This is a genomic window from Nocardioides sambongensis, from assembly GCF_006494815.1.
Lineage (GTDB): Bacteria > Actinomycetota > Actinomycetes > Propionibacteriales > Nocardioidaceae > Nocardioides > Nocardioides sambongensis.
The window spans coordinates 2,830,463-2,851,610 of the sequence record NZ_CP041091.1; the positions used below are offsets into that span (position 1 = coordinate 2,830,463).

Consider the following 21,148-nt stretch of genomic DNA (forward strand, 5'->3'; position numbering starts at 1 on the left):
GGCCGCCCCGGCCGGCTGCTCGCTCAGGGTCAGCCCAGCAGGGCGTCGTACGCGGCGGGGCTGGAGTCGCGCAGGAACGCCGCGCAGCGCTCCCGCTCGTCCTCCTCGCCGATCGCACCGGCGGCGGTGACCAGCAGCGCCAGGCAGCGCAGGAACCCGCGGTTGGGCTCGTGGTCCCACGGCACCGGGCCGTGGCCCTTCCACCCGTTGCGGCGCAGCAGGTCCAGCGAGCGGTGGTAGCCGACCCGCGCGTAGGCGTAGACGGTCACCGGGTCGGCGCCCTCACCGGAGGCCTCGTCGGCCAGCGTGGCCCAGGCCAGCGGCGACGCCGGCATACGTCGTACGACGTCCACGGCCGCCTCCCCGGAGGCCAGCGCCTCCGCGGCGGGATCGGCGGGGAGCAGGGTCGGCGGGGGGCCCGCCATCAGGTCGGATCCGATCGGTGGGTTGGTCATGGAATGGATTGTCCATGGTCGGGTGTTGAGTGCTCCACGTGACCCAGAATCCCTCCGCCGCGGCGCCCGCCCCCGCCGCCGACACCCCCGCCAACCCGTGGCCCGCCCTGTGGGCGCTGGTCATCGGCTTCTTCATGATCCTGGTGGACCTGACCATCGTCACGGTGGCGACGCCGACGATCATCGAGGAGCTCGACGCCTCGGTGAACGAGGTGGTCTGGGTGACCAGCGCCTACATGCTGGCCTACGCGGTGCCGGTGCTGATCATGGGTCGCCTGGGCGACCGCTACGGCTCCAAGCGGCTCTACCTGGCCGGGCTGGTCGTCTTCACGCTCGCCTCGCTGTGGTGCGGCCTGACCACCACGATCGGCGCGCTGATCCTGGCCCGGGTGGTCCAGGGCTTCGGCGCCTCGATGATGACGCCGCAGACGATGGCGATCATCACCCGGATCTTCCCCGCTGCCGAGCGGGGCAAGGCGATGGCCGTGTGGGGCGCGACCGCAGGCGCGGCGATGGTGGTCGGCCCGATCCTGGGCGGCGTCCTCACCGACGGCCTGGGCTGGGAGTGGATCTTCTTCGTCAACGTGCCGGTCGGTCTGATCGCGCTGGCCGCCGCCTGGCGCCTGGTGCCCTCGCTGCCGACCCACGCGCACCGGTTCGACTGGATCGGGGTGGCGCTCTCGGGCAGCGCGATGTTCCTGCTGTGCTTCGGCATCCAGGAGGGCGACCAGCAGGACTGGGCCGGGTGGATCATCGCGATGATCCTCGGCGGCGTGGTGCTGATGGGGCCTTCGTCGGTTGGCAGCGGCGGGCGCCGGAGCCGCTGGTGCCGCTGGGCCTGTTCAAGGACCGCAACTTCTCGGTGTCCAACGTGGCGATCACCTGCATGGGCTCGATCGGGGCCTCGATGGGCTTCCCGCTGATGCTGTGGGCCCAGGCCGTGCACGGCTACTCCCCCACCGAGTCCGCGCTGCTGATGCTGCCGATGGCAGCCATGTCCATCCTGCTCGCCAAGCCCGTCGGCGACCTCACCGACCAGGTGCACCCCCGCGTGGTGACCGGCTTCGGCTTCGCGGTCAGCCTGATCGGCTTCGCGCTGCTGACCTGGCGCATCGACGCCGACACGGCGGTGTGGGAGGTGGCCGTCCCGATGGCGATCATCGGTATCGGCAACGCCTGCATCTGGGCGCCCACCGCGGCGACCGCCAACCGCAACCTGCCGCTGCGGCTGGCCGGCGCCGGCGCCGGCGTCTACAACGCGACCCGGCAGGTCGGCTCGGTGCTCGGCGCGGCCGCCATCGCCGTGTTGATGGACGCCCGGCTCTCCGCCCACGGCCTGGCCGGCGGCGGGTCGCCGGAGGGTGGCGCGACCCAGCTGCCCTCCTTCCTCCAGGCACCCTTCGCCGAGTCGATGCAGCAGGCGATGTACCTGCCGCTGGCGATGTACGCCGTGGGCCTCGTCGCGGTGCTCTTCTACGAGGCTCCCCGGCACGCGGGGTATCGCGCCGCGGCGACTCCCGACCCGGCCGGCGCCGCCGCGACCGGCGTCAGCTGACGAAGCCGAAGAGCGGGCTGCCGGGGTCGACCCGCTGCACCCGCAGCCGGGAGGCCTCCATCCGGGCGACCAGGCCGTCCAGGTCGTCGCGGTGCGCCATCTCGATGCCCACCAGGGCCGGGCCGGTCTCGCGGTTGTTGCGCTTGGTGTACTCGAAGAGCGTGATGTCGTCGTCGGGACCGAGCACGTCGTCGAGGAAGCGTCGCAGGGCGCCGGGCTCCTGGGGGAACTCGACCAGGAAGTAGTGCTTGAGCCCCTCGTGCACCAGCGCTCGCTCCACGATGTCGGCATAGCGGGAGACGTCGTTGTTGCCGCCCGAGACCACGCAGACCACGGTCCGTCCGGCGCCGATCAGGTGGTCGGCCGGGTCGCCGGTCGGTGAATGGCCGCTGATCCGCAGCGCCGCGGAGGCCAGCGCGCCGGCGGGCTCGGCGATGATCCCGTCGGTCTGGTAGAGGTCGAGCATCTCGACGCAGATCTCACCCTCCGGCACCGAGACCGGGAGCAGCACCGCGTGGGAGCGCGGCCGGCGGTCGGCGGCCGCCCGCACCACGGCGAAGGTCAGGTCGCCGACCCGCCGCACGGCGGCGCCGTCGACGAACTGGTCGACCGTGGTCAGGGCGACCGGGGCGCCGGCCTCCAGCGCGGCCGCCAGCGAGGCGGCTCCGGCCGGCTCGGCGGCGTGCACCACCACCTCCGGCGCGTGCGCCGCGAGGTAGGTCATCGCCCCCGCGAGCAGCCCGGCGCCGCCGACCGGCACGACGACGTGGTCCAGCCGACGGCCGGCCTCACGGAGCTGGGCGAGGATCTCGGCCATCACCGTGCCCTGCCCGGCGATCACCCCGGGATGGTCGAAGGCGGGCAGCACGGTCGCCCCGGACGCCTCGGCGTACTCGGCGGCGGCGACCGCGGAGTCGTCGTAGGTGTCCCCGGCGATCACCACATCGACGTACGAGCCGCCGAGCGCGGCCACCCGGTCGCGCTTCTGCCGGGGTGTGGTGCGGGGCAGGAAGATCGTCGCCCGCACCCCTGCCCGCGCGCACGCGAAGGCCACTCCCTGGGCATGGTTGCCCGCGGAGGCGCAGGTGACCCCGGCCGCCTTGGCCTCGTCGCTCAGCCCGGCCACGACGTTGTAGGCGCCGCGGGCCTTGTAGGAGCGCACCGGGGTGAGGTCCTCCCGCTTGAGCCACACGTCGCAGCCGGTCAGCGCGGAGAGCCGCGGCGCCGGCTGCAGCGGGGTCGGATCGATCACGCCGGCGAGCGTCGCGGCGGCCGCGTCGATCTCCGCCGCGGTCGGCAGGCCGTCGGGCCAGGCGACCGGCGCGGCGGGGGTGGTGGGGCCGGTGCTCACCCGATCGTGGTGCCGGCCGAGCGCAGGTGCTGGCAGGCCTCGACGACCCGCGCAGCCATCCCCGCCTCGGCGGCCTTGCCCCAGGCGCGGGGGTCGTAGGCCTTCTTGTTGCCCACCTCGCCGTCGACCTTGAGCACGCCGTCGTAGTTGCTGAACATGTGCGCGGCGGCCGGGCGGGTGAACGCGTACTGGGTGTCGGTGTCGACGTTCATCTTGACCACGCCGTAGTCGACCGCGGCGGCGATCTCCTCGGCCGACGACCCGGAGCCGCCGTGGAAGACCAGGTGGAACGGCTTGGCGCCCTCCTCGAGGCCGAACTCGGCGGTGACCGCCTCCTGGGCGGACTTGAGCACCTCGGGGCGCAGCTTGACGTTGCCCGGCTTGTAGACGCCGTGCACGTTGCCGAAGGTCAGCGCGGTCATGTAGTAGCCGCGGTCGCCGTGACCGAGTGCCTTCGCCGTGGCGATCGCGTCCTCGGGCGTGGAGTAGAGCTTCTCGTTGATCTCGTTCTCGACGCCGTCCTCCTCGCCGCCGACCACACCGACCTCGATCTCCAGGATGATCCTGGCCTCGATGCACTTCTCGAGCAGCTCGGCGGCGATGGACAGGTTCTCCTCCAGCGGCACCGCGGAGCCGTCCCACATGTGCGACTGGAAGAGCGGGGCCTCGCCGCGGGCGACCCGCTCCGCGGAGATCGCCAGCAACGGGCGGACGAAGCCGTCCAGCTTGTCCTGGGGACAGTGGTCGGTGTGCAGCGCGATGTTCACCGGATAGCTCTTCGCCACCTCGGCCGCGAACGCGGCGAACGCGACGGAGCCGGAGACCATGTCCTTGACCGAGGGGCCCGACAGATACTCGGCGCCGCCGGTGGAGATCTGGATGATCCCGTCGGAGCCCGCGTCGGCGAAGCCCTTGAGCGCGGCGTTCAGCGTCTGTGAGGACGAGACGTTGATGGCAGGGTAGGCGAACGCGTTGTTCTTCGCCGTGTCGAGCATCTCGGCGTACTTCTCAGGGGTGGCGATCGGCATGGGTGTGTCTCCTGCGGCACGGGACCTGGGTCGGCTCCGACCCTAGGGCATGTCCCCGAGGTGGCACCGGCGCGATCGCAGCCACCGGGTTGGCAACCGGACCGGGCCCGCCGCGCGTCTACCCATCATGAGCACCGACCGTGCGTTGCGCGAGGCCCTCGAGGACGGCTTCGGCGCCGAGCCGCCGCTGATCCCCGCCACCGACCACCTCGCGCACGGGCGCCGTGCGCTGCGCCGTCGACGCGTCGCCACCTGCCTGGCCGCCGGTACGGCGACCGCGGCCCTCGTCGCGGTGACCTGGGCCACCGGCGCCGCCGGTCCCGGCCGCGAGGCCGTCGACCGGGTCCCGGCTGCGACGAACCCGAGCGCCGAGGCGACCACGGACGCCTCACCCGGCGATCCGGCGCGCAGGGCGCAGGACCCGCAGCGTCTGGTCTCCCACCGGTTCCCCGCGGCCTTCGACGCGGACGGCGGGGTCGTGGTCAAGGACGGCTGGACGGTGCTGCGCCGGGTCCCCAACCCGCTCGGGGTGGGTGCTCCCGAACGGTCGGTCGGGCTGGTCCTCTCCGACGGGGAACGGACCCGCTGGATGCTGGTGGACCTGCTGCGCGCCCCGGGCGGAGGGCTGCAGGCCTCGGCGTCGGCCGACGGGCCGGGCAAGGCGTTCGCCGAGTTCGACGACTGGTTGACATCGATGGTCGCGCTGACCGCCCCGGAATCCGTCGGCGGGGAGGGCGGTTCCGGCGGCGGGGAGGGCCGTTCCGACGACGCCGGTCATCCGCTGGTGACCGAGGACGCCCGGGGCGACCTGGTCGCCGTCGACGGTGTGCGACTGCTGGCGGTGCGCGACGCCGACCCGATCCCCGGCTACACCCAGCAGGGAGACCGCTACGCGAAGGTGGAGCGCGACGGCGAGATCTGGTTCGCCGTGGTCCGCGGCACCGGACCCTCGATGCAGGTGATCCCGGTCGACGCCGCGACGCTGCCCGCGCCCACCTGGGCGGCGCTGACCGAGCACCTCCGGGCCGGAACCGACTCCGGGGAGGGGATGCTGTGAGCGCCCGGCGCGCGGAGCGGGATGCGGCGTACGTCGAGTTCGTCACCTCCCGCCAGGCACACCTGCGGCGGATCGCCTATGCCATCTGCGGCGACTGGCACACCGCGGAGGACGTGCTGCAGACCGCGCTGACCAAGGTGTACCTCGCCTGGCCGAAGGTCCAGCGCGCCTCGCACCCCGACGCCTACGTGCGGCAGATCATCGTGCGCACCAACCTGGACGAGCGCCGCCGCCCCTGGCGGCGGGAGGCGGCCGTGCTGGACGCGGTCGCGTCGGACCGGCGCGAGGAGACGAGCACGACCGGTCCGGACCACGCCGAGCGCTCGGCGCTGATCGACGCGCTCCAGGAGCTGCCGCAGATGCAGCGCAAGGTCGTGGTGCTGCGGCACTGGCTGGACCTCAGTGTCGCGGAGACCTCGGCCGAGCTGGGCATCTCCGAGGGGACGGTGAAGAGCCACTCGTCGCGGGCGATGGAGCGGCTGCGGACGTTGCTGGCCACGGCCGACCGGGAGTGAGCCGGGCGTCGGGCGGGTGAGGACCCGGACCGCGCCTCGCCGGGTCCCGGCGCCCGGTGCGGGAGGCTGTGCGGATGGAGGTCCTGATCGTCGCGGTCGCCAGCCTGCTGGTGATCGCCGCCACCGCCGCCCTCGCTCCGCGCGTCCGGATCGCCGCGCCGCTGCTCCTGGTCGCTCTGGGCATCGCGGTCAGCTTCGTGCCGGCGGTGCCGCCGATCGAGGTCGACCCGGAGTGGATCATCGCGGGGGTCCTCCCGCCGCTGCTCTACTCCGCCTCCGTCTCGATGCCCGCGATGAGCTTCCGGCGCGAGCTCCGGTCGATCGGCGGCCTGTCGGTGGTGCTGGTGGTGCTCAGCTCGGTGGTGCTCGGGCTCTTCTTCTCCTGGGTGGTCCCGGGGCTCGACCTGTGGTGGGGCATCGCGCTCGGCGCGGTGGTCAGCCCGACCGACGCGGTCGCCACCTCGATCATCAAGCGTCTGGGCGCCTCGCCGCGGGTCGTCGCCGTACTGGAGGGCGAGAGCCTGCTCAACGACGCCACCGCGCTGGTGCTGCTGCGCAGCGCGGTGGCCGGTGCATCGGTGTCGGTCTCGGCGCTCGGGGTGATCGGCGACTTCGTGTTCGCGGTCGTCGTCGCCGTCGTGATCGGCATCGCGGTCGGCGTGCTCAACCTGCGGGTGCGGTCGCGGGTGCCCGACGCGACGGTCAACACCGTGCTCTCGTTCACGGTCCCGTTCCTGGCCTCCATCCCGGCCGAGCTGCTCGGCGCCTCCGGCCTGGTCGCCGCGGTGGTGGCCGGGTTGGTCACCGGCCACCGGGCTCCCCGACTGCTGCCGCCCCAGCACCGGCTCTCCGACGCCCAGAGCTGGCGCACCGTCGAGCTGGTGCTGGAGGGCGGGGTCTTCCTGCTGATGGGGCTGGAGCTGTTCGGCATCATCGAGGAGGTCCGCGAGACCGGCCAGGGGCTGGACACCGCGTTCGCGGTCGCCGCCGGCGCCCTGGCGCTCACCCTGCTGGTGCGGGCGGCGTACGTCGCCCTGCTGCTGGTCGGGCTGCACCGGCGGGCCCGCCGGCAGATGGCGCTCAAGCCGCGTCTCGACGTGATGCGGGAGCGCCTCGAGCAGGACGAGCCGCTGTTCAGCGATCCGCGGGCGGCCGGCCGCGTCTCCTCGCCCGAGCATCGCGAGCGGTTCGCCACCCGGGTCCGCCGCGGGCTCGCCGACATCGACTACCTGCTGGCCTCGCCGCTGCGCTGGCGGGAAGGGACCATCCTGGTCTGGGCCGGGATGCGGGGGCGGTGACCGTCGCCGCGGCGCAGACCCTCCCCGAGGACACCCCGGCGCGGGCGCTGCTGGTGCTGATCGCGTTCCTGACCGCGGCCGGATCGCTGTTGGTGCAGGGCGGCACCCTGGCCCCGGTGCTGCGGTGGATCGGCAGCGACGTCCGGGCCGAGGCGGATGCCGAGGTCCAGGCCGTCGAGGAACGCGGCCGCCTGCTGACCCTGCTGCGGGCGACCGGCGAGGAGGTACGGACCGGGTGGAGCGGACCGGACCCGTCGATGGCGCTGACCCTGGCGATGCTCCGGGCCCAGCGCGACACCCTCCTCGACGCCCGCGACGACGGCCTGTTCGACCCCGAGAGCCTGACCCGCGCGCTCCGGGTCGTCGACGCCGACCAGATCAGCATCGAGCTCAAGGGGGCGCCGACCGATCTCGCCCCCTGACCTCTCGAGGCCGTCTTCCTGACCTCTCGGCGAGTGGCGACCGACCTCTCGGGGTCCACTCCCCGACCTCTCGGCGAGTGGTGGGTGACCTCTCGGCGGGTCAGTCGGTGGTCTCGGACAGCACCTGCTGGGCGATCCGGAAGGCGGTGTTGGCCGCGGGCACGCCGCAGTAGATCGCCGACTGCAGCAGCACCTCCTTGATCTCGTCGGTGCTCAGCCCGTTGCGGCGGGCCGCGCGCAGGTGCATCGCCAGCTCCTCGTGGTGGCCGAGGGCGATCAGCGCGGTGAGGGTGATCATCGACCGGGAGCGTCGGTCCAGGCCCGGCCGGGTCCACACACCGCCCCACGCGTACTCGGTGATGAACCGCTGGAACTCCTCGGTCAGCGGCGTCGCGGCGGCGGTCGCCCGGTCGACGTGGGCGTCACCGAGGACCTCGCGGCGCACCGCCATCCCGGCCTCGCGCACCTCGGAGACCGTCGCCGCGCCCCGGTCGACCGGGGCGGCGGGACCGACGGCGGGGTCGGCGGCGGGGTCGGCGCTGAGGGCGTGCTCGCGGAGCAGCCGGGCGACTTCGACGGGGGCCTCGGCCGGGGCGAGGTGGGCCACGTCCTCCAGCACCACGGCGCGCCCGCGTCGTACCCGCTCGGCGACCAGGGCGAGCCGGTCCGGCGGCGTGGCCTGGTCGACGGCACCGGCGATGGTGAGCACCGGCGTGCCGATCTCGCCGAGCCGCTCCCGGACGTCGAACCCGCCGATCGCGCCGCAGACCGCGGCGTAGCCGGCGTCGTCGGCGTCGGCCAGGCCGTGCAGCAGGGCCGAGCCGACGTCCGGCTGCCGGTCCAGGAACCCGGGGGCGAACCAGCGCTCGGCGGAGGAGGAGATCAGGGCCGGGGTGCCCGACGCGGTGACCGTGGCGATCCGCTCCTGCCACGCCTCGGGCCCGCCGAAGTGGGCGGCCGAGCAGCACAGGGTGGCCGTGCGGACCCGGTCCGGCGCGTCGAGCAGGAGCTGGAGCCCGACCGCACCTCCCACCGAGTCGCCGGCGTAGTGGAACCGCGGCGGCTCCCCCGACCCGTCGCCGTCGAGCCGGTCGAGCGCGGCGAGCAGGTCGGCGGCGATCTCGGCGACCGTGGTGGCCCCGGCGACAGGCGACCGGTTGTACCCGTGGCCGGGCAGGTCCCAGCCGACCAGGTGGAAGTCGCCGTCGAGCCGGGCGGCGACCTGGCCCCAGAGGGTGGCGACCGAGGTGCCCAGCGAAGGGCCGAGCACGAGCAGCGGCTTGCCCGGCTCGCCGCCGAGGTGGACGGTGGTGATGGTCACGGGTGCTCCTCCTGGGCGAGCCACGTCCGGGCGCGGCTCAGGGTCTCGTCGATGAGGTCGTCGGTCAGTCCGCGGTAGCCGGGGGCCGCCGGTCGTCCGGCGAGCCCGGCCATGGTGCGCTGCTCGGACAGCAGGGCCTCGCCGTAGGCGTCCAGGGCGGCGGCCATCCGGTCCGTGTGCACCCGCAGCCCGGCCAACAGGTCGGTGGCCTGGCCGGCGGCGACGACGCTGTGCCGGCCCAGCGTCGACAGCGCCGACCACTCCGCGTGCCAGCCGCCGTCGGCACGTTCGTCGACCTGCGCGGCCGCCGCCGCGTGCAGCGTGGCGCCGTGACCGGGGGCGGCCAGGGCGTGACGACGCACCAGCACGGCCAGCGTCGGGTTCGCCTTGTGCGGCATGGTGGACGAGCCGCCGGCCGACCCGTCGGCGAGCTCGCCGATCTCCGGGCGTCCGAGGACGAGGACGTCGTTGGCGATGCGGCCCCAGGCGCCGGCGAGGCCGACCAGGGCGTCGCCGCTGCGGGTGACCGGTCCCCGGCGGGTGTGCCACGGCCCGGATGCGGCCAGACCCAGCAGCCGCGACCAGCTCGCGCGGGCCATGCGCGCCCGGTCGAGGCCGGCCCGGTCGGGGCCGGCGAGCTCGACCAGCGCCGCCAGCGTGCCCGCGGCTCCGCCGAGCTGGACCGGGAAGTCCAGCTCGGTGACCCGCGCACCGGCGTCGAGCAGGCCTGCGAGCCAGTCGGCGGCCTTCAGCCCGAACGTGGTCGGCATCGCGGGCTGGGTGAGGGTCCGGGCGAGCGACGGGGTGTGCCGGTGCTCCTCGGCGAGGGCGGTCAGGCGCTCCACCTGGACCGTGAGGTCGGCGCGGACCGCAGCGACCGCGTCCCGCAGGCAGAGCTGCGCCGCGGTGTCGAAGACGTCCTGGCTGGTGAGGCCGCGGTGCAGCCAGGAGCCGGCCGGCTCCGGCAGCTCGCGGCGCAGCGCGGCGACCAGTCCGATCACCGGGTTGCCGCCCGACTCGGCGTCCCGGGCGAGGGCGTCGATGTCGAGCCGGTCCGCGAGGCCGATCGCGACCGAGGTCTCCACGGCGGCCTCCGCCGGCGCGATGCCGGCATCGGCCAGCGCAGCGCTCCACGCGGCCTCCGCGGCCGCCATCGCGTGCAGCAGGGCTCGGTCGGAGAGCAGGTCACCGGCCCGGTGGTCACCGGGCCACCACAACGAGGTCACGCCCCCGAGTGTCCCGGAAAGGCGAGGAAGATCGACTCCCCCTCGCCCTGCAACGTGATGTCGAAGCGCAGCGCGCCGGGGATCTCCGGGTCCTCCCGGGCGAGCAGCACCTCGGAGCGGTCACCGGCGGCGGCGAGCAGCGCATCGGGGGTGGCGTCGTCCGCGAGCGGGAGGTAGGCGCGGGTGAACAGCCGGTTGGGCAGGCCGCGGGCGAAGACGGTCACGGCGAAGAACGGCAGTGCGCCACCGACCGCACCCGGCCGCTGCGTGGTGAAGGTGTAGCGGCCGGTGCGGTCCGTGCTGGACCGGCCGAACCCGGTGAAGGCGAAGCCGTCGCGACGCAGCGACCCGGTGGCCCGCGGCACCCGGCCGGACGGGTCCGCCTGCCAGATCTCGATCATCGCGTCGGGCACGCCGTTGCCGGCGCCGTCCCGCACCACGCCGTACAGCAGGATCGCCCCGGGCGTGCCGGGCGCCACCAGGTCCCGGTCCCCGGGGTAGGGCAGCGCGTAGTGGAAGAACGGTCCGACCGTCTGTCCGGGGGTGGGGATCGGGGTGCTCACAGGCCCTCCTCGACGTCGCTCTCCAGCGGGGTGCGGTGGCTGCCGGTCAGCACGATGTCCCAGCGATAGCCGGTGGCCCACTCGTGCTGGGTCAGGTCGTGGTCGTAGGTCGCCAGCAGCCGCGCGCGGGCCGACGGGTCGACGATGGTCTGGTAGATCGGGTCGAGCGCGAAGAGCGGGTCGCCGGGGAAGTACATCTGGGTCACCAGGCGCTGGGTGAACTCGGTGCCGAACAGGGAGAAGTGGATGTGCGCCGGACGCCAGGCGTTGTGGTGGTTGCGCCACGGGTAGGGACCCGGCTTGATCGTGGTGAAGCGGTAGTTGCCCTCGTCGTCGGTCAGGCAACGACCGACGCCGGTGAAGTTCGGGTCCAGCGGAGCCGGGTGCTGGTCGCGCTTGTGCACGTAGCGCCCCCCGGCGTTGGCCTGCCAGATCTCGACCAGCTGGCGTCGTACGGGACGGCCGTCGCCGTCGAGCACGCGGCCGGCCACGACCATCCGCTCGCCGATCGGCTCGCCGTCGCGCTGGATGGTGAGGTCCGCCTCCAGCGGGTCGATGTCGCGCTCGCCGAAGCAGGGGGCCCACAGCTCGATGCCTTCGGGGTCCGCGTGCTGCAGGTCCTTGGTCGGGTGGCGCAACAGGCTCGAGCGGTACGGCGGGTAGTCCAGCCGCGGCTGGGTCTCCGAACCGCCGGACTGCTCGTAGTCGTGCGCGATCCGAGTGATCTCGGCATCGATCACGGCCTGGGTCTCCAGCCCGGTGACGGGGTGCCGGTCGGGGTCCGGTTGCGGTGCCACGGTCTCTTCCACGAACCGCACTCTGCCGGTCGGCCTCCCGCGCGACGAGGAGTGACTTTCACCCAGCGGAAGTCCTTCGTGGCACACGCCACGTTCCACAGGCCACGTTGAGGATGCACACCGCCGTGCCCGGAACCGCTCGGGCGGTGACGAGAGGAGAAAACACGTGTCGCACTCGACAACCGCGCCGACCCCGGCCCGCGCCGGCAAGGGAGGCGGGCTCTCCTGGCCGGTCGCCCTCTGCTGGATGGCAGTCGCCCTCGACGGGTTCGACCTGGTGGTGCTCGGCGCCGTCATCCCGGTGCTCTCCGAGAGCGGCGACCTCGGGTTCACCGACGCCTCGCTGACCACCGCCTCCACGCTCGGCCTGGTCGGCGTGGGACTCGGCGCGGTCACCATCGGGCCGCTGACCGACCGGTTCGGCCGGCGGCGGAGCCTGATCATCAGCGTCGCGGTCTTCTCCGTGCTCACCCTCGCCATCCCGCTCGCGGAGAACGTCACCCAGTTCACCACCCTGCGCTTCCTCGCCGGGCTCGGCCTCGGTGCGTGCCTGCCCACCGCGCTGGCCTACATCAGCGAGCACGCGCCGACCGAGCGCGCCGGTGCCGCGACCACCCGGATGATGACCGGCTACCACGTCGGCGCCGTGCTCACCGCCCTGCTCGCCCTCTGGGTGATCGACGCCTGGGGCTGGGAGGCGATGTTCGTGATCGGCGGACTGGCCGGCCTCGCCGTCGTACCGCTGATGATGGCGCGCCTGCCCGAGTCGACGACCTACCTCGCCGCCCGCAGCGGTACGACGCAGGAGCAGGCGCACCGTGCCCGACCCTCCGACGTGGTCCGCGGCCGCTACCTGCGGATCAGCATCGGCCTGTGGGTCGCCTCGTTCATGGGCCTGCTGCTGGTCTACGGGCTCAACACCTGGCTGCCGAAGATCATGGGCGAGGCCGGCTACTCGATCTCCGCCGGCACCTCCCTGCTGCTGGTGCTCAACCTCGGCGCGGTGATCGGACTGCTGGTCGCCGGGTCCATCTCGGACGCGCGCGGCAACAAGGTCACCGTGCTGACCTGGTTCGCACTCGCCGCGGTCTTCCTCGCACTCCTCTCGATCAAGATGGAGAGCCGGGCCCTGGTCTACCTGGCGGTGCTGCTGACCGGCATCTTCGTGTTCAGCGCGCAGGTGCTCGTCTACGCCTTCGTCTCCAAGCTCTACCCGGCTCGCATGCGGGGCACCGCCCTGGGCATGTCCGCCGGCGTGGGCCGGGTCGGCGCCATCGTCGGCCCGTCCCTGGGTGGCGCCCTGGTCACCGCCGGGATCGCCTACCCGTGGGGCTTCTACGCCTTCGCGATCGCCGCGCTGCTCGCAGTCGCGGCGCTGGCCACCGTGCCCGACCGGCCTGCCGAGGAGTGAGTCGGGCACGCCCGTCCCGTCGGTCCGACGAGCCCGGCCCACCCCCGGGGTCGGCTTCCGGCCAGTGGAACCACCGCGGCGATCCCGGCACACTGGGAGCGTGGCCGGCAACAGCAGCTCCCAGGGGAGCAGCGTCACCTCGCGGGCGCTGTCGCTCCTGGCCGCCTTCGACGAGGGCCATCGGCGGCTCGGCCTGACCGAGCTCGCCGTGCGCGCCGACCTTCCGCTGCCCACCGCGCACCGTCTGGTCGCCGAGCTCGTCACGTTCGGGGCGCTGGTCCGGACGCCGGCCGGCGACTACGTGGTCGGGCGGCGGCTGTGGGACATCGGCCTGCTGGCCCCGGTGCAGACCGGGTTGCGGGAGGCGGCGTCGCCGTACCTGCACGACCTGTTCGGCGCCACCCGGGCGACCGTCCACCTCGCCGTGCGCGACGGCACCGAGGTGCTCTACGTCGACCGCCTCCGCGGCAGCGCCTCGGTGCCCATCGTCAGCACGATCGGGTCGAGGCTCCCGCTGCACACCACCGGCGTCGGGAAGGTGCTGCTGGCCCACGCGCCGGCGGAGGTGCAGGCGGAGGTGCTGGCCCACCTGACGGCGGCGACGCCGTACACGATCACCCAGCCGGGGACGTTGCGCCGCCAGCTGTCGCGGGTGCTGCGGGACGGGTGGGCGACGACCGCCGAGGAGATGAGTCTGGGCGCGTGCTCGGTCGCGGTGCCGGTGGAGCAGCGCGGCGCCGTGGTGGCTGCGCTCGGCATCGTGGTCGCCTCCCTGCGCAACGACCGCGGCCGGCTGGTCGCCGCCCTGCAGGTCGCCGCCCAGGGGGTCACCCGGTCACTGGCGCGGCTGCCCGCGCAGCCCGGACAGCCGGGTCAGGACGGCCAGCCGGTGTAGCCCTCGGCGAGGTAGGTGGACCCGGCCTCGGAGGAGACCAGCGTCGCCAGCTCGCCGAGCTGACGCTGCTCGTCGAAGTCGCTGCTCTCCGCGGAGCGGTGCAGCATCGTCGTCATCCAGTAGGAGAAGTGCTGGGCCTTCCAGACCCGGCCCAGGGCCCGCTCGGTGTAGCCCGCGAGCGCGTCCTCCTCGCCCTTGAGCAACGCGAGCTCGAGCACCTCCGCCAGCACCCGTACGTCGGCCAGCGCCAGGTTGAGCCCCTTGGCGCCGGTCGGCGGCACCGTGTGGCCGGCATCTCCGGCGAGCAGCAACCGCCCGCGGCGCAGCGGGGTCTGCACGAAGCTGCGGAACGGGAGCACCGTGCGCTCGATCACCGGACCGGTGCGCAGCTCGAAGCCGTCGGTTCCGGCGAGCCGCCGCTGCAGCTCGTCCCAGATCCGCTCGTCGGACCAGGCCTGCGGGTCCTCGCCGGGGTCGCACTGGAAGTACATCCGCTGCACGTCCTCGGTGCGCTGGCTGATCAGCGCGAATCCGTGATCGGAGCGGGCATAGATCAGCTCGGGCGCGCTCTTCGGCGCCTCGCAGAGGATGCCGAACCAGGCGAAGGGGTAGTCGCGGCCGAACCGCCCCCGGCCGGGGCCGGCGCCCTCCTGCCAGACCAGGTCGCGGCAGATGCTGCGCGACCCGTCCGCGCCGACCACGATCTCCGCGGTGATCTCGTGGCGGCGTCCCTCGGCGTCGAGGTAGTGGACCAGCGGGGCGGTGTCGACGTCGCGGACCGCCACGTCGCTGACCCCGAAGCGGACGTCGCCGCCGTCGCGCACCCGGGCCCGGTGCAGGTCGACGAAGACCTCGGTCTGCGGATAGAGCCACACCGACGCACCGGTCAGCCGCTCGAAGTCGATGTGGTGGCTGGCGCCGTCGAAGCGCAGGTAGATGCCGCCGTGACGGTCACCCTCGGTCAGCACCCTTCCGTCGACGCCGGTGTCGGTCAGCAGGCGGACGCTGTCCTGCTCGAGGATGCCGGCGCGGTGGGTGGTCGCGATGGTCTCGACGGTCCGGTGGTCCACCACGACCGAGTCGATCCCGGCGACGTGCAGCAGGTGGGACAGCATCAGCCCGGCGGGGCCACCGCCGACGATGGCGACGCGGGTCCGGGTGGTGGAGGCGGGGGTGCTCATGGGCGTGACGGTAGGGAGACGGGGCTCACGCCGTCGAGGCATCCATGTCACTGAGTGACATACAATCCGCGTCGTGGCTGGACAGTCGGCTCCCGGTGCGTCCCTGGTGACGCGGACGCTCGACGTCCTCGCCGCCTTCGACCGGGACCACCGCCGGCTGCGCCTGACCGACATCGCCGACCGCAGCGGGCTGACCCCGCCCACCGCCCTGCGGATCGTCCGGGTCCTGGTCGCCGAGGGCGCCCTGGAGCGAGGGGCCGACGGCCGCTACGTCGTCGGCCGCCGGATGTGGGACCTCGGCCTCCTCGCTCCGGTACAGACCGGCCTGCGCGAGGCCGCCGCCCCGTTCCTGCAGGACCTCCAGGCCACCACCCGCGCCACCGTGCACCTCGCCGAGCGCGACGGCGACCAGGTGCTCTACCTGGACCGGCTCTCCGGCGTCGCCTCGGTGCCGGTGGTCAGCCGGGTCGGCGCCCGGCTGCCGCTGCACTCCACCGGCGTGGGCAAGGTGCTGCTCGCCCACGCGCCTGCCGACGTGCGGGACCGGGTGCTGCGCGGCCTGGCCCGGCAGACGCCGTACACGATCACCTCGGCGGCGGTGCTGGAGCAGCAGCTCGCCCGCGTGCGCCGCGACGGCTACGCCACCACCGCGGAGGAGATGACCCTCGGCGCCTGCTCGATCGCCGTCCCGGTGCGACGCGGCGAGGAAGTGGTGGCCGCGCTCGGGGTGGTCGTCGCCTCGCTCCGTGGACGGACCGGGCTGGTCAGCGCGCTGCAGGTCGCCGCCGAAGGTGTCCGCCGCGGGCTGACCTCGAGGCACGCGGCCCCGATGTGACCTGACACACATCGGACGCCGATGGTTTGGCACGCTCTCCGGGTGGGGTAGTTGCGCGTCCATGTTCACCCGCCGCATCGCTGCCACCGTCCTGACCACCGCCCTGACCAGCACCGCCTTCCTCGCCGTCGCCGCTCCCGGTGCCGACGCCGCCGACCGGGGGGCCGACCGGGCCGCCAAGGGCTGCGTGACCAAGGCCGAGTACAAGAAGGTCAAGAAGGGCATGCCGATCGCCAAGGTGCACAAGATCTTCGGCACCGCCGGCAAGCAGACCGTCTCGGTCCCCGGGGTCGGCGGCGGCAAGGTCGTCGGCCGGGCCTACAAGGTCTGCACGTCGAAGAAGGGTGCCGTCGGCGTCAGCTATGTCGTCAAGCCGGGCAAGAAGCCGGTGCTCGGCGCCAAGACCGCTGTCTGGAAGTGACCGCTTCCCCCTGAACCTCCCCCATCGACCCTGCGGGTGGTGCCGGATCTCCGATCGGCACCGCCCGCTGTCGTTGTCGGCCCTGGGATGGACGGTAGGTCCATCAGCGCCGCGCTGACGGGCGGACCGACACTGGTGTCGATCCCGGATCAGGTCGCGATCGCCCGCTACCGGGTGAGCTGGGCCACCACGAGCGCCACCACGCCACCGAGCACGGCAGAGGCGACGCCCAGCCGCCTGCGAGCCGATGCGCTGGGGCGCCACTGGGTACGCCAGTCGACGGTCATGGTGATCGCGACGAGGGCCGCGAAAACGGCGAAGGACAGCCCGTGGCCCGTGTTCAACGATCGGGTCAGCACCAGGCTCAGCACGACGTAGGTGGACGCATACGGGCCCACGATCGCCAGGTAGACCCGACCGAGGCCGTCCATCGCCTCGTCGAGACGCTCACGGTCAGACGATTGAGTATCCACCGGTCACACACTCCCTGGAAGCAGCTCGATGCGACCGCATCGACGCCACGGACCTCTGCTGCGACCCACAGTTTCACAGACTCCGGGAGGACGCCCGGCTGCGCGCGGCCTCAGGCGGGCCGGTCCGCGGGACTGACCGCGGCCGGCCGGACCCGCGTCAGCACGGCGATGCTCAACCCGACGGCCGCACCCGCCACCGTCTCCACCAGCCGGGAACCCAGCAGCTCGGCGAGCGGCTCGGGGTGGGCCAGGTGGGTGACGAGCAGCGCCAACGGGGTGATCAGCACCAGTGCGAGGCCGTAGTTTCGGGTCACCACCAGCTCGGTCAGGGCCTGCAGCACCGCCACCACCACGATCACCCCCAGCGGGGGCAGCGGGAGGAGCAGCAGCAGGCCGGCCAGGAGGACCCCCGCCAGCGTGCCGAGCACCCGGTGCACGCCGCGGGCCACCTGCTGACGCAGGGTGAACGCGGTGAGCGGGGCGACCGCGGCCACCATCGCCCAGTACGGGTGGGCCCAGCCGGTCGCCGTCATCAGCGCCCCGGCGAGGGCGACCGCCACGGCGCACCGGACGACCTGGAGGCGCCGGTGATCGGCCGACGGCATCGGCGGTGCGGCCACGGGGACGTCGGCCCCGCGTCGTACCTCGACCGCGACCTCGAGGACGGCGAGCCCGACCGCGAAGGCGGCGGTCGCGGCGCAGACCGCGATCGCGGACAGCACCCGGTCGGCGGTCACCGGCACCGACGCGCAGGTGGTCGCGGCGAAGACCAGGAAGAGGGGGCCGGGCGGGCGCCAGGCGAAGCGGTCCGAGGCGGCCGCGCCGACCGCAGCCCACGCGGCCCCGGCCACCACCGCCCACCAGGCCCGGTCCTCTCCGGTCGCGATCAGCGTGCTCGTGGTCACCGCCGCGAGCAGCAGTCCTCCGGTGGCCACCTGCAGCCGCCACCGCCGCCGGTACGGCGCCGCCCCGCCGTAGATCCCGGCGAACGAGCCGAACGTGGCCGCCGCCCCCAGGTCGAGGGCATCGACCGACCACAGCGTGGTCAGCGCGATCAGCAGCGTCACGCCCGCACGGACCGCACCCCACACGGTGACCGGCGGCGGACCGACGTGTCGCAGCTCCGCGGCCAGGGTCCTCCCCCAGCCGCGCCCGTGCCCGCTCATCCGCGCCAGGCCTCCTCGCTGCTCAGGTCGGCGTGCTGCACCACCCACGAGTGCATCGCGATCGCCGCGGCCGCGGAGGCGTTGATGGAGCGCGTCGAGCCGAACTGGGCGATCGAGAAGGTGCCGTCGCAGCGCGCCCGCGCCGCGTCGGAGAGCCCGGGGCCCTCCTGGCCGAAGAGGAAGCAGACCCGACGCGGCAGGCGCATGGTCTCCAGGTGGTCCGAGCCGGGCAGGTTGTCGATCCCCAGCAGCGGCACCGCGCCGTCGGGGTGCTCGGCGAGGTGGGCGGCCAGCGCGTCGACGTCCGGATGGTGCCGCACGTGCTGATAGCGGTCGGTGACCATCGCCCCGCGCCGGTTCCAGCGACGGTTGCCCACGATGTGCACCTCCGCGGCCAGGAACGCGTTGGCCGAGCGGACGATGGTGCCGATGTTGAAGTCGTGCTGCCAGTTCTCGATCGCCACGTGGAACCCGTGACGGCGGGTGTCGAGGTCGGCGATGATCGCCTCCATCGACCAGTACCGGTAGCGGTCGACGACATTGCGGCGGTCGCCGTCGGCCAGCAGCGCAGGGTCGTACACCTCACTGCCCGGCCCGGTGGGCCACACGCCGAGCCACGGCCCCACTCCGACCTCGGCGGGCCCGTGCGGCATCGGGTCGTACGGCGAACGCCGCTCCTCGTCCTGGCCGGTCGGTCCGTCCCCGATCTCCGCCGCCCGGTCGCTCACGGATCTCAGGGTAGTTCCCGATGGCGGCGTCGGAGGGGCCCGGTACGGTGGTGCCGTGCACGCCCCGCTGGTCCTGGTGTCATGGTTGACGACCGTCCAGATCCCCGGGGTCGCCTGGTTCATGGGCATCGACTGGGTGGATCCGGAGTGGCTGCTGGAGCGCTTCGGCACCGAGTTCATCTGGATCAGCCTGCTGATCCTCTTCGTCGAGTGCGGCCTCTTCTTCCCGTTCCTGCCGGGCGACGCCCTGCTGTTCGCCTTCGGCATCTTCATCGCCACCGGCCAGCTCGACGTGTTCCCCGGCCCGCCGCTGGTGGAGCTGTTCATCGGCATGCTGCTGCTGATCGCGGCCGCCTTCGGCGGCAACGTCGCCGGCTACGAGATCGGCCGCAGGATCGGGCCGGCGATCTACCGGCGCGAAGGGCGGCTGTTCAAACGGAAGTACATCGAGGAGACCGAGGCCTTCTTCGACAAGCACGGCAACAAGGCGCTGGTGCTCGGCCGCTTCGTCGCGTTCGTGCGGACCTACATCACCGTCGTCGCCGGGGTCACCGGGATGGACCGCCGCCGCTTCTACCTGTGGAGCCTGGTCGGCGCCGTCGCCTGGGTCGCCTCGATCACCATGCTCGGCTACTTCCTCGGCAAGCGGGTGCCGTGGCTGGGCGACAACATCGACTACGTGATCATCGCGATCTTCGTCTTCGGCGGCCTGCTGATGCTGGCGGAGGGCATCCGCCGCAAGCGGACCACCGCCCCGGAGGCCGACGACCGCGACCACGACGGCCGACCGGACCGCGACATCGCCGGCTTCGCCGTACCGCCGCGGGTGGCAGACGAGGGGAAGCCCACCGGAGGCGACACCTCCGAGGCCTCCTGACCCCGGGCACGTCCCACCCGGGCCGGCAGGGCGCTCCCCTGGCCCAGGCTCAGGCCGCCGGGGCGCCCGACCTGCGCTCGGCGCGGGTCTCGACCGCGATCAGCGCGACCACCACGGCGACCCCCACCAGCGCGAGCAGCACCGGGCCGACGACCGGGTCGTAGGGCGCCACCAGGGAGCCGGGGCCGTGCGCCTCCTGGCTCGCCTCGCTGCCGGTGGACTGCCACGGCCACAGCGCTCGGAGCGACCCGAGCATCAGGCCGGCCATCGCGAGCAGGGTGAGTCGGCGGTGCTTGTCGAGCAGGTGGTTCAGCAGCTGGACGAAGGAGGCCAGGCCGACCAGCGCGCCGGCGGCGAACACCGCCAGGTAGCCCAGGTCGCGCTCGTCGACGGCCTCCAGCGTGGTCGAGTAGAGACCGACGGCGAGCAGGAAGAACGAACCGGAGACCCCGGGCACGACGAGGGCGCAGATCGCCACCGCGGCCGCCAGGAAGACCACCCATGCCGGCGGGTCCTCCACGTTGCCGCCCGAGGCGAACCCGACCATCACGAAGGCGGCCACCGCGGCCACCACGAAGACGCCGAGCCCGACACCGGGGCGTCCGCCCTCCGGCGCCGGCGGCACCATCCGCAGCGGCACCGCGATGCTGGCGGCGACGAGTCCGAGGAAGAGGCCACGGGCCTGCTCCGGGTGGTCGGTGACGAACGCCTCCATCGCGCCTGCCACGAGGAGCAGGGCGCAGCCCATCCCGACCAGCACCGGCAGCACCAGCCACCAGTCGGTACGGCGCGCCTCGGCGCGGAACCCGGCCAGCCGGTCCGGCCCCAGCACGAGCCTCTTCACCGCCCTCAGCGCGTGGGAGGCCGAGCCGATCAGCTCCTCGTAGACCCCGGTCACCAGGGCCACCGTGCCTCCCGAGACGCCGGGCACCAGCTCGGCCGAGCCGATCAGGAAGCCACGGAGCAGATCGAGCGGGAGGAGCAGCCGGGACCGCGACGAGGTCCTGGTGTCGCTCACTCGCCGGCCCGGGCGCGGGCGAGGTCGAGCTCGGCCTTGGTGAGCACCGGGCGGACCTCGAGGTCGACGTCGGCCAGCGGGTTGGTGTCCTCGGGGCTGCGGTCGATCGCACAGACCACGGTCTCCACGATGCCGCCGCTCTCCCGCAGCGCGCGGGTGGCGTCGCGGACGGCCCCGCCGGTGGTGATCACGTCCTCGATCAGGGTGACCCGCTTGCCGGCGTACTCCGGTCCCTCGGCGAGCTTGGCGGTGCCGTACTCCTTGGCCTTCTTCCGCACGAACAGGCAGGGCAGGCCGACGAGCTGGCTGACCGCGGTGGCGATCGGGATGCCGCCCATCTCCAGGCCGCCGAGGAGCTCGGTGTCGTGCGGCAGCAGCTGTGCCACCTCACGGGCCACCCGGGCCAGCAGCAGCGGGTCCGCCTCGAAGAGGTACTTGTCGAAGTACTCGTTGCTCACCTGACCCGAGCGCAGCGTGAACTCACCGGTCAACCGGCAGGTGGCGTCGATGTCGGCGGCGAGGGAGGTGTCGGTGGTCGTCACGGGGAGAAGGCTA

24 protein-coding genes are annotated in these 21,148 nt (G+C 73.4%); 11 read left to right on the forward strand and 13 right to left on the reverse strand.

The window, feature by feature from the left end; translation table 11 throughout:
- Positions 1–29: 29 nt before the first annotated feature.
- Positions 30–455, reverse strand: a complete 426-nt coding sequence (locus FIV43_RS13360) for a DUF3151 domain-containing protein (protein WP_141014530.1) — start codon at positions 453–455, stop codon at positions 30–32.
- A gap of 38 nt (positions 456–493) precedes the next feature.
- Between FIV43_RS13360 and FIV43_RS23195 the strand changes: the two genes are divergently transcribed.
- Both FIV43_RS23195 and FIV43_RS23200 read left to right on the forward strand, forming a co-directional pair.
- Positions 494–1,378 carry an MFS transporter gene (locus FIV43_RS23195; protein ID WP_269204015.1) on the forward strand — a complete coding sequence of 295 codons (885 nt, stop codon included), beginning with the start codon at positions 494–496 and terminating at the stop codon, positions 1,376–1,378.
- Positions 1,282–2,010 carry an MFS transporter gene (locus FIV43_RS23200; RefSeq protein WP_269204016.1) on the forward strand — a complete coding sequence of 243 codons (729 nt, stop codon included), beginning with the start codon at positions 1,282–1,284 and terminating at the stop codon, positions 2,008–2,010. The genes FIV43_RS23195 and FIV43_RS23200 overlap by 97 nt, the downstream gene beginning before the upstream one ends.
- On the opposite strand, the gene ilvA is transcribed toward FIV43_RS23200, so the two are convergent.
- Positions 2,003–3,361 (reverse strand): threonine ammonia-lyase IlvA, encoded by a 1,359-nt coding sequence (gene ilvA, locus FIV43_RS13370; protein WP_231123319.1) that lies wholly within the window; start codon positions 3,359–3,361, stop codon positions 2,003–2,005. The genes FIV43_RS23200 and ilvA overlap by 8 nt on opposite strands.
- Entirely contained in the window at positions 3,358–4,389 is a 1,032-nt protein-coding gene (gene fbaA, locus FIV43_RS13375) for a class II fructose-bisphosphate aldolase (protein WP_141014531.1), read from the reverse strand. The genes ilvA and fbaA overlap by 4 nt, the downstream gene beginning before the upstream one ends.
- Before the next feature lie 127 nt (positions 4,390–4,516).
- Here fbaA and FIV43_RS13380 point away from each other — a divergent pair, with 127 nt between their 5' ends.
- The 4 genes from FIV43_RS13380 to FIV43_RS21515 all read left to right on the forward strand — a co-directional run bounded on the left by FIV43_RS13380 (position 4,517) and on the right by FIV43_RS21515 (position 7,681).
- Positions 4,517–5,446, forward strand: a complete 930-nt coding sequence (locus FIV43_RS13380) for a hypothetical protein (RefSeq protein WP_141014532.1) — start codon at positions 4,517–4,519, stop codon at positions 5,444–5,446.
- Positions 5,443–5,961, forward strand: a complete 519-nt coding sequence (locus tag FIV43_RS13385) for a SigE family RNA polymerase sigma factor (RefSeq protein WP_141014533.1) — start codon at positions 5,443–5,445, stop codon at positions 5,959–5,961. Before FIV43_RS13380 ends, FIV43_RS13385 begins: the two co-directional genes overlap by 4 nt.
- Before the next feature lie 74 nt (positions 5,962–6,035).
- Complete coding sequence (locus FIV43_RS13390; protein ID WP_196780794.1) at positions 6,036–7,259, forward strand: cation:proton antiporter; 1,224 nt, start codon at positions 6,036–6,038, stop codon at positions 7,257–7,259.
- Entirely contained in the window at positions 7,256–7,681 is a 426-nt protein-coding gene (locus tag FIV43_RS21515; protein ID WP_196780795.1) for a hypothetical protein, read from the forward strand. The genes FIV43_RS13390 and FIV43_RS21515 overlap by 4 nt, the downstream gene beginning before the upstream one ends.
- Before the next feature lie 100 nt (positions 7,682–7,781).
- On the opposite strand, the gene pcaDC is transcribed toward FIV43_RS21515, so the two are convergent.
- The 4 genes from pcaDC to pcaH are packed head-to-tail and all read right to left on the reverse strand — an operon-like array spanning position 7,782 to position 11,600.
- Entirely contained in the window at positions 7,782–9,002 is a 1,221-nt protein-coding gene (gene pcaDC, locus FIV43_RS24070) for a bifunctional 3-oxoadipate enol-lactonase/4-carboxymuconolactone decarboxylase PcaDC (protein ID WP_141014534.1), read from the reverse strand.
- On the reverse strand, positions 8,999–10,228 hold the full coding sequence (locus FIV43_RS13400; protein ID WP_141014535.1) for a lyase family protein: 1,230 nt from the start codon (positions 10,226–10,228) through the stop codon (positions 8,999–9,001). The genes pcaDC and FIV43_RS13400 overlap by 4 nt, the downstream gene beginning before the upstream one ends.
- Positions 10,225–10,791, reverse strand: coding sequence for a protocatechuate 3,4-dioxygenase subunit alpha (pcaG, locus tag FIV43_RS13405; protein WP_141014536.1), 567 nt, complete (start codon positions 10,789–10,791; stop codon positions 10,225–10,227). Before pcaG ends, FIV43_RS13400 begins: the two co-directional genes overlap by 4 nt.
- Positions 10,788–11,600 carry a protocatechuate 3,4-dioxygenase subunit beta gene (gene pcaH / locus FIV43_RS13410; protein ID WP_231123321.1) on the reverse strand — a complete coding sequence of 271 codons (813 nt, stop codon included), beginning with the start codon at positions 11,598–11,600 and terminating at the stop codon, positions 10,788–10,790. The genes pcaG and pcaH overlap by 4 nt, the downstream gene beginning before the upstream one ends.
- Positions 11,601–11,754: 154 nt before the next feature.
- Between pcaH and FIV43_RS13415 the strand changes: the two genes are divergently transcribed.
- Both FIV43_RS13415 and FIV43_RS13420 read left to right on the forward strand, forming a co-directional pair.
- Positions 11,755–12,999, forward strand: coding sequence for an MFS transporter (locus tag FIV43_RS13415; protein WP_231123330.1), 1,245 nt, complete (start codon positions 11,755–11,757; stop codon positions 12,997–12,999).
- A 100-nt stretch (positions 13,000–13,099) separates the two neighbouring features.
- Positions 13,100–13,894: an IclR family transcriptional regulator gene (locus tag FIV43_RS13420; RefSeq protein WP_141014537.1), complete on the forward strand. Its 795-nt coding sequence runs from the start codon at positions 13,100–13,102 to the stop codon at positions 13,892–13,894.
- On the opposite strand, the gene FIV43_RS13425 is transcribed toward FIV43_RS13420, so the two are convergent.
- Complete coding sequence (locus FIV43_RS13425) at positions 13,873–15,075, reverse strand: 4-hydroxybenzoate 3-monooxygenase (protein WP_141014538.1); 1,203 nt, start codon at positions 15,073–15,075, stop codon at positions 13,873–13,875. The two genes, FIV43_RS13420 and FIV43_RS13425, sit on opposite strands and share 22 nt — an antisense overlap.
- A 73-nt stretch (positions 15,076–15,148) precedes the next feature.
- Here FIV43_RS13425 and FIV43_RS13430 point away from each other — a divergent pair, with 73 nt between their 5' ends.
- Together FIV43_RS13430 and FIV43_RS13435 are read left to right on the forward strand one after the other, a co-directional pair.
- The gene (locus FIV43_RS13430) at positions 15,149–15,910 is read left to right on the forward strand and encodes an IclR family transcriptional regulator (protein ID WP_141014539.1); all 762 of its coding nucleotides are present in this window, start codon (positions 15,149–15,151) and stop codon (positions 15,908–15,910) included.
- Between the two features lie 61 nt (positions 15,911–15,971).
- Positions 15,972–16,331 (forward strand): hypothetical protein, encoded by a 360-nt coding sequence (locus tag FIV43_RS13435; RefSeq protein WP_141014540.1) that lies wholly within the window; start codon positions 15,972–15,974, stop codon positions 16,329–16,331.
- 167 nt (positions 16,332–16,498) lie between these two features.
- Here the strand turns inward: FIV43_RS13435 and FIV43_RS13440 are convergent, their stop codons facing one another.
- The 3 genes from FIV43_RS13440 to FIV43_RS13450 form a co-directional block, all read right to left on the reverse strand.
- Positions 16,499–16,762, reverse strand: a complete 264-nt coding sequence (locus FIV43_RS13440; RefSeq protein ID WP_141014541.1) for a hypothetical protein — start codon at positions 16,760–16,762, stop codon at positions 16,499–16,501.
- A gap of 152 nt (positions 16,763–16,914) precedes the next feature.
- On the reverse strand, positions 16,915–17,970 hold the full coding sequence (locus FIV43_RS13445) for an FUSC family protein (protein WP_141014542.1): 1,056 nt from the start codon (positions 17,968–17,970) through the stop codon (positions 16,915–16,917).
- Entirely contained in the window at positions 17,967–18,623 is a 657-nt protein-coding gene (locus tag FIV43_RS13450) for a TrmH family RNA methyltransferase (protein ID WP_181407797.1), read from the reverse strand. The genes FIV43_RS13445 and FIV43_RS13450 overlap by 4 nt, the downstream gene beginning before the upstream one ends.
- A 130-nt stretch (positions 18,624–18,753) precedes the next feature.
- Here FIV43_RS13450 and FIV43_RS13455 point away from each other — a divergent pair, with 130 nt between their 5' ends.
- Positions 18,754–19,575, forward strand: a complete 822-nt coding sequence (locus FIV43_RS13455; RefSeq protein WP_231123332.1) for a DedA family protein — start codon at positions 18,754–18,756, stop codon at positions 19,573–19,575.
- Between the two features lie 49 nt (positions 19,576–19,624).
- On the opposite strand, the gene FIV43_RS13460 is transcribed toward FIV43_RS13455, so the two are convergent.
- Both FIV43_RS13460 and pyrE read right to left on the reverse strand, forming a co-directional pair.
- A complete protein-coding gene (locus FIV43_RS13460; RefSeq protein WP_141014544.1) occupies positions 19,625–20,593 on the reverse strand; it encodes a DUF368 domain-containing protein in 969 nt (322 codons plus the stop codon).
- A complete protein-coding gene (gene pyrE / locus FIV43_RS13465; protein ID WP_231123334.1) occupies positions 20,590–21,135 on the reverse strand; it encodes an orotate phosphoribosyltransferase in 546 nt (181 codons plus the stop codon). The genes FIV43_RS13460 and pyrE overlap by 4 nt, the downstream gene beginning before the upstream one ends.
- Positions 21,136–21,148: the final 13 nt, after the last annotated feature.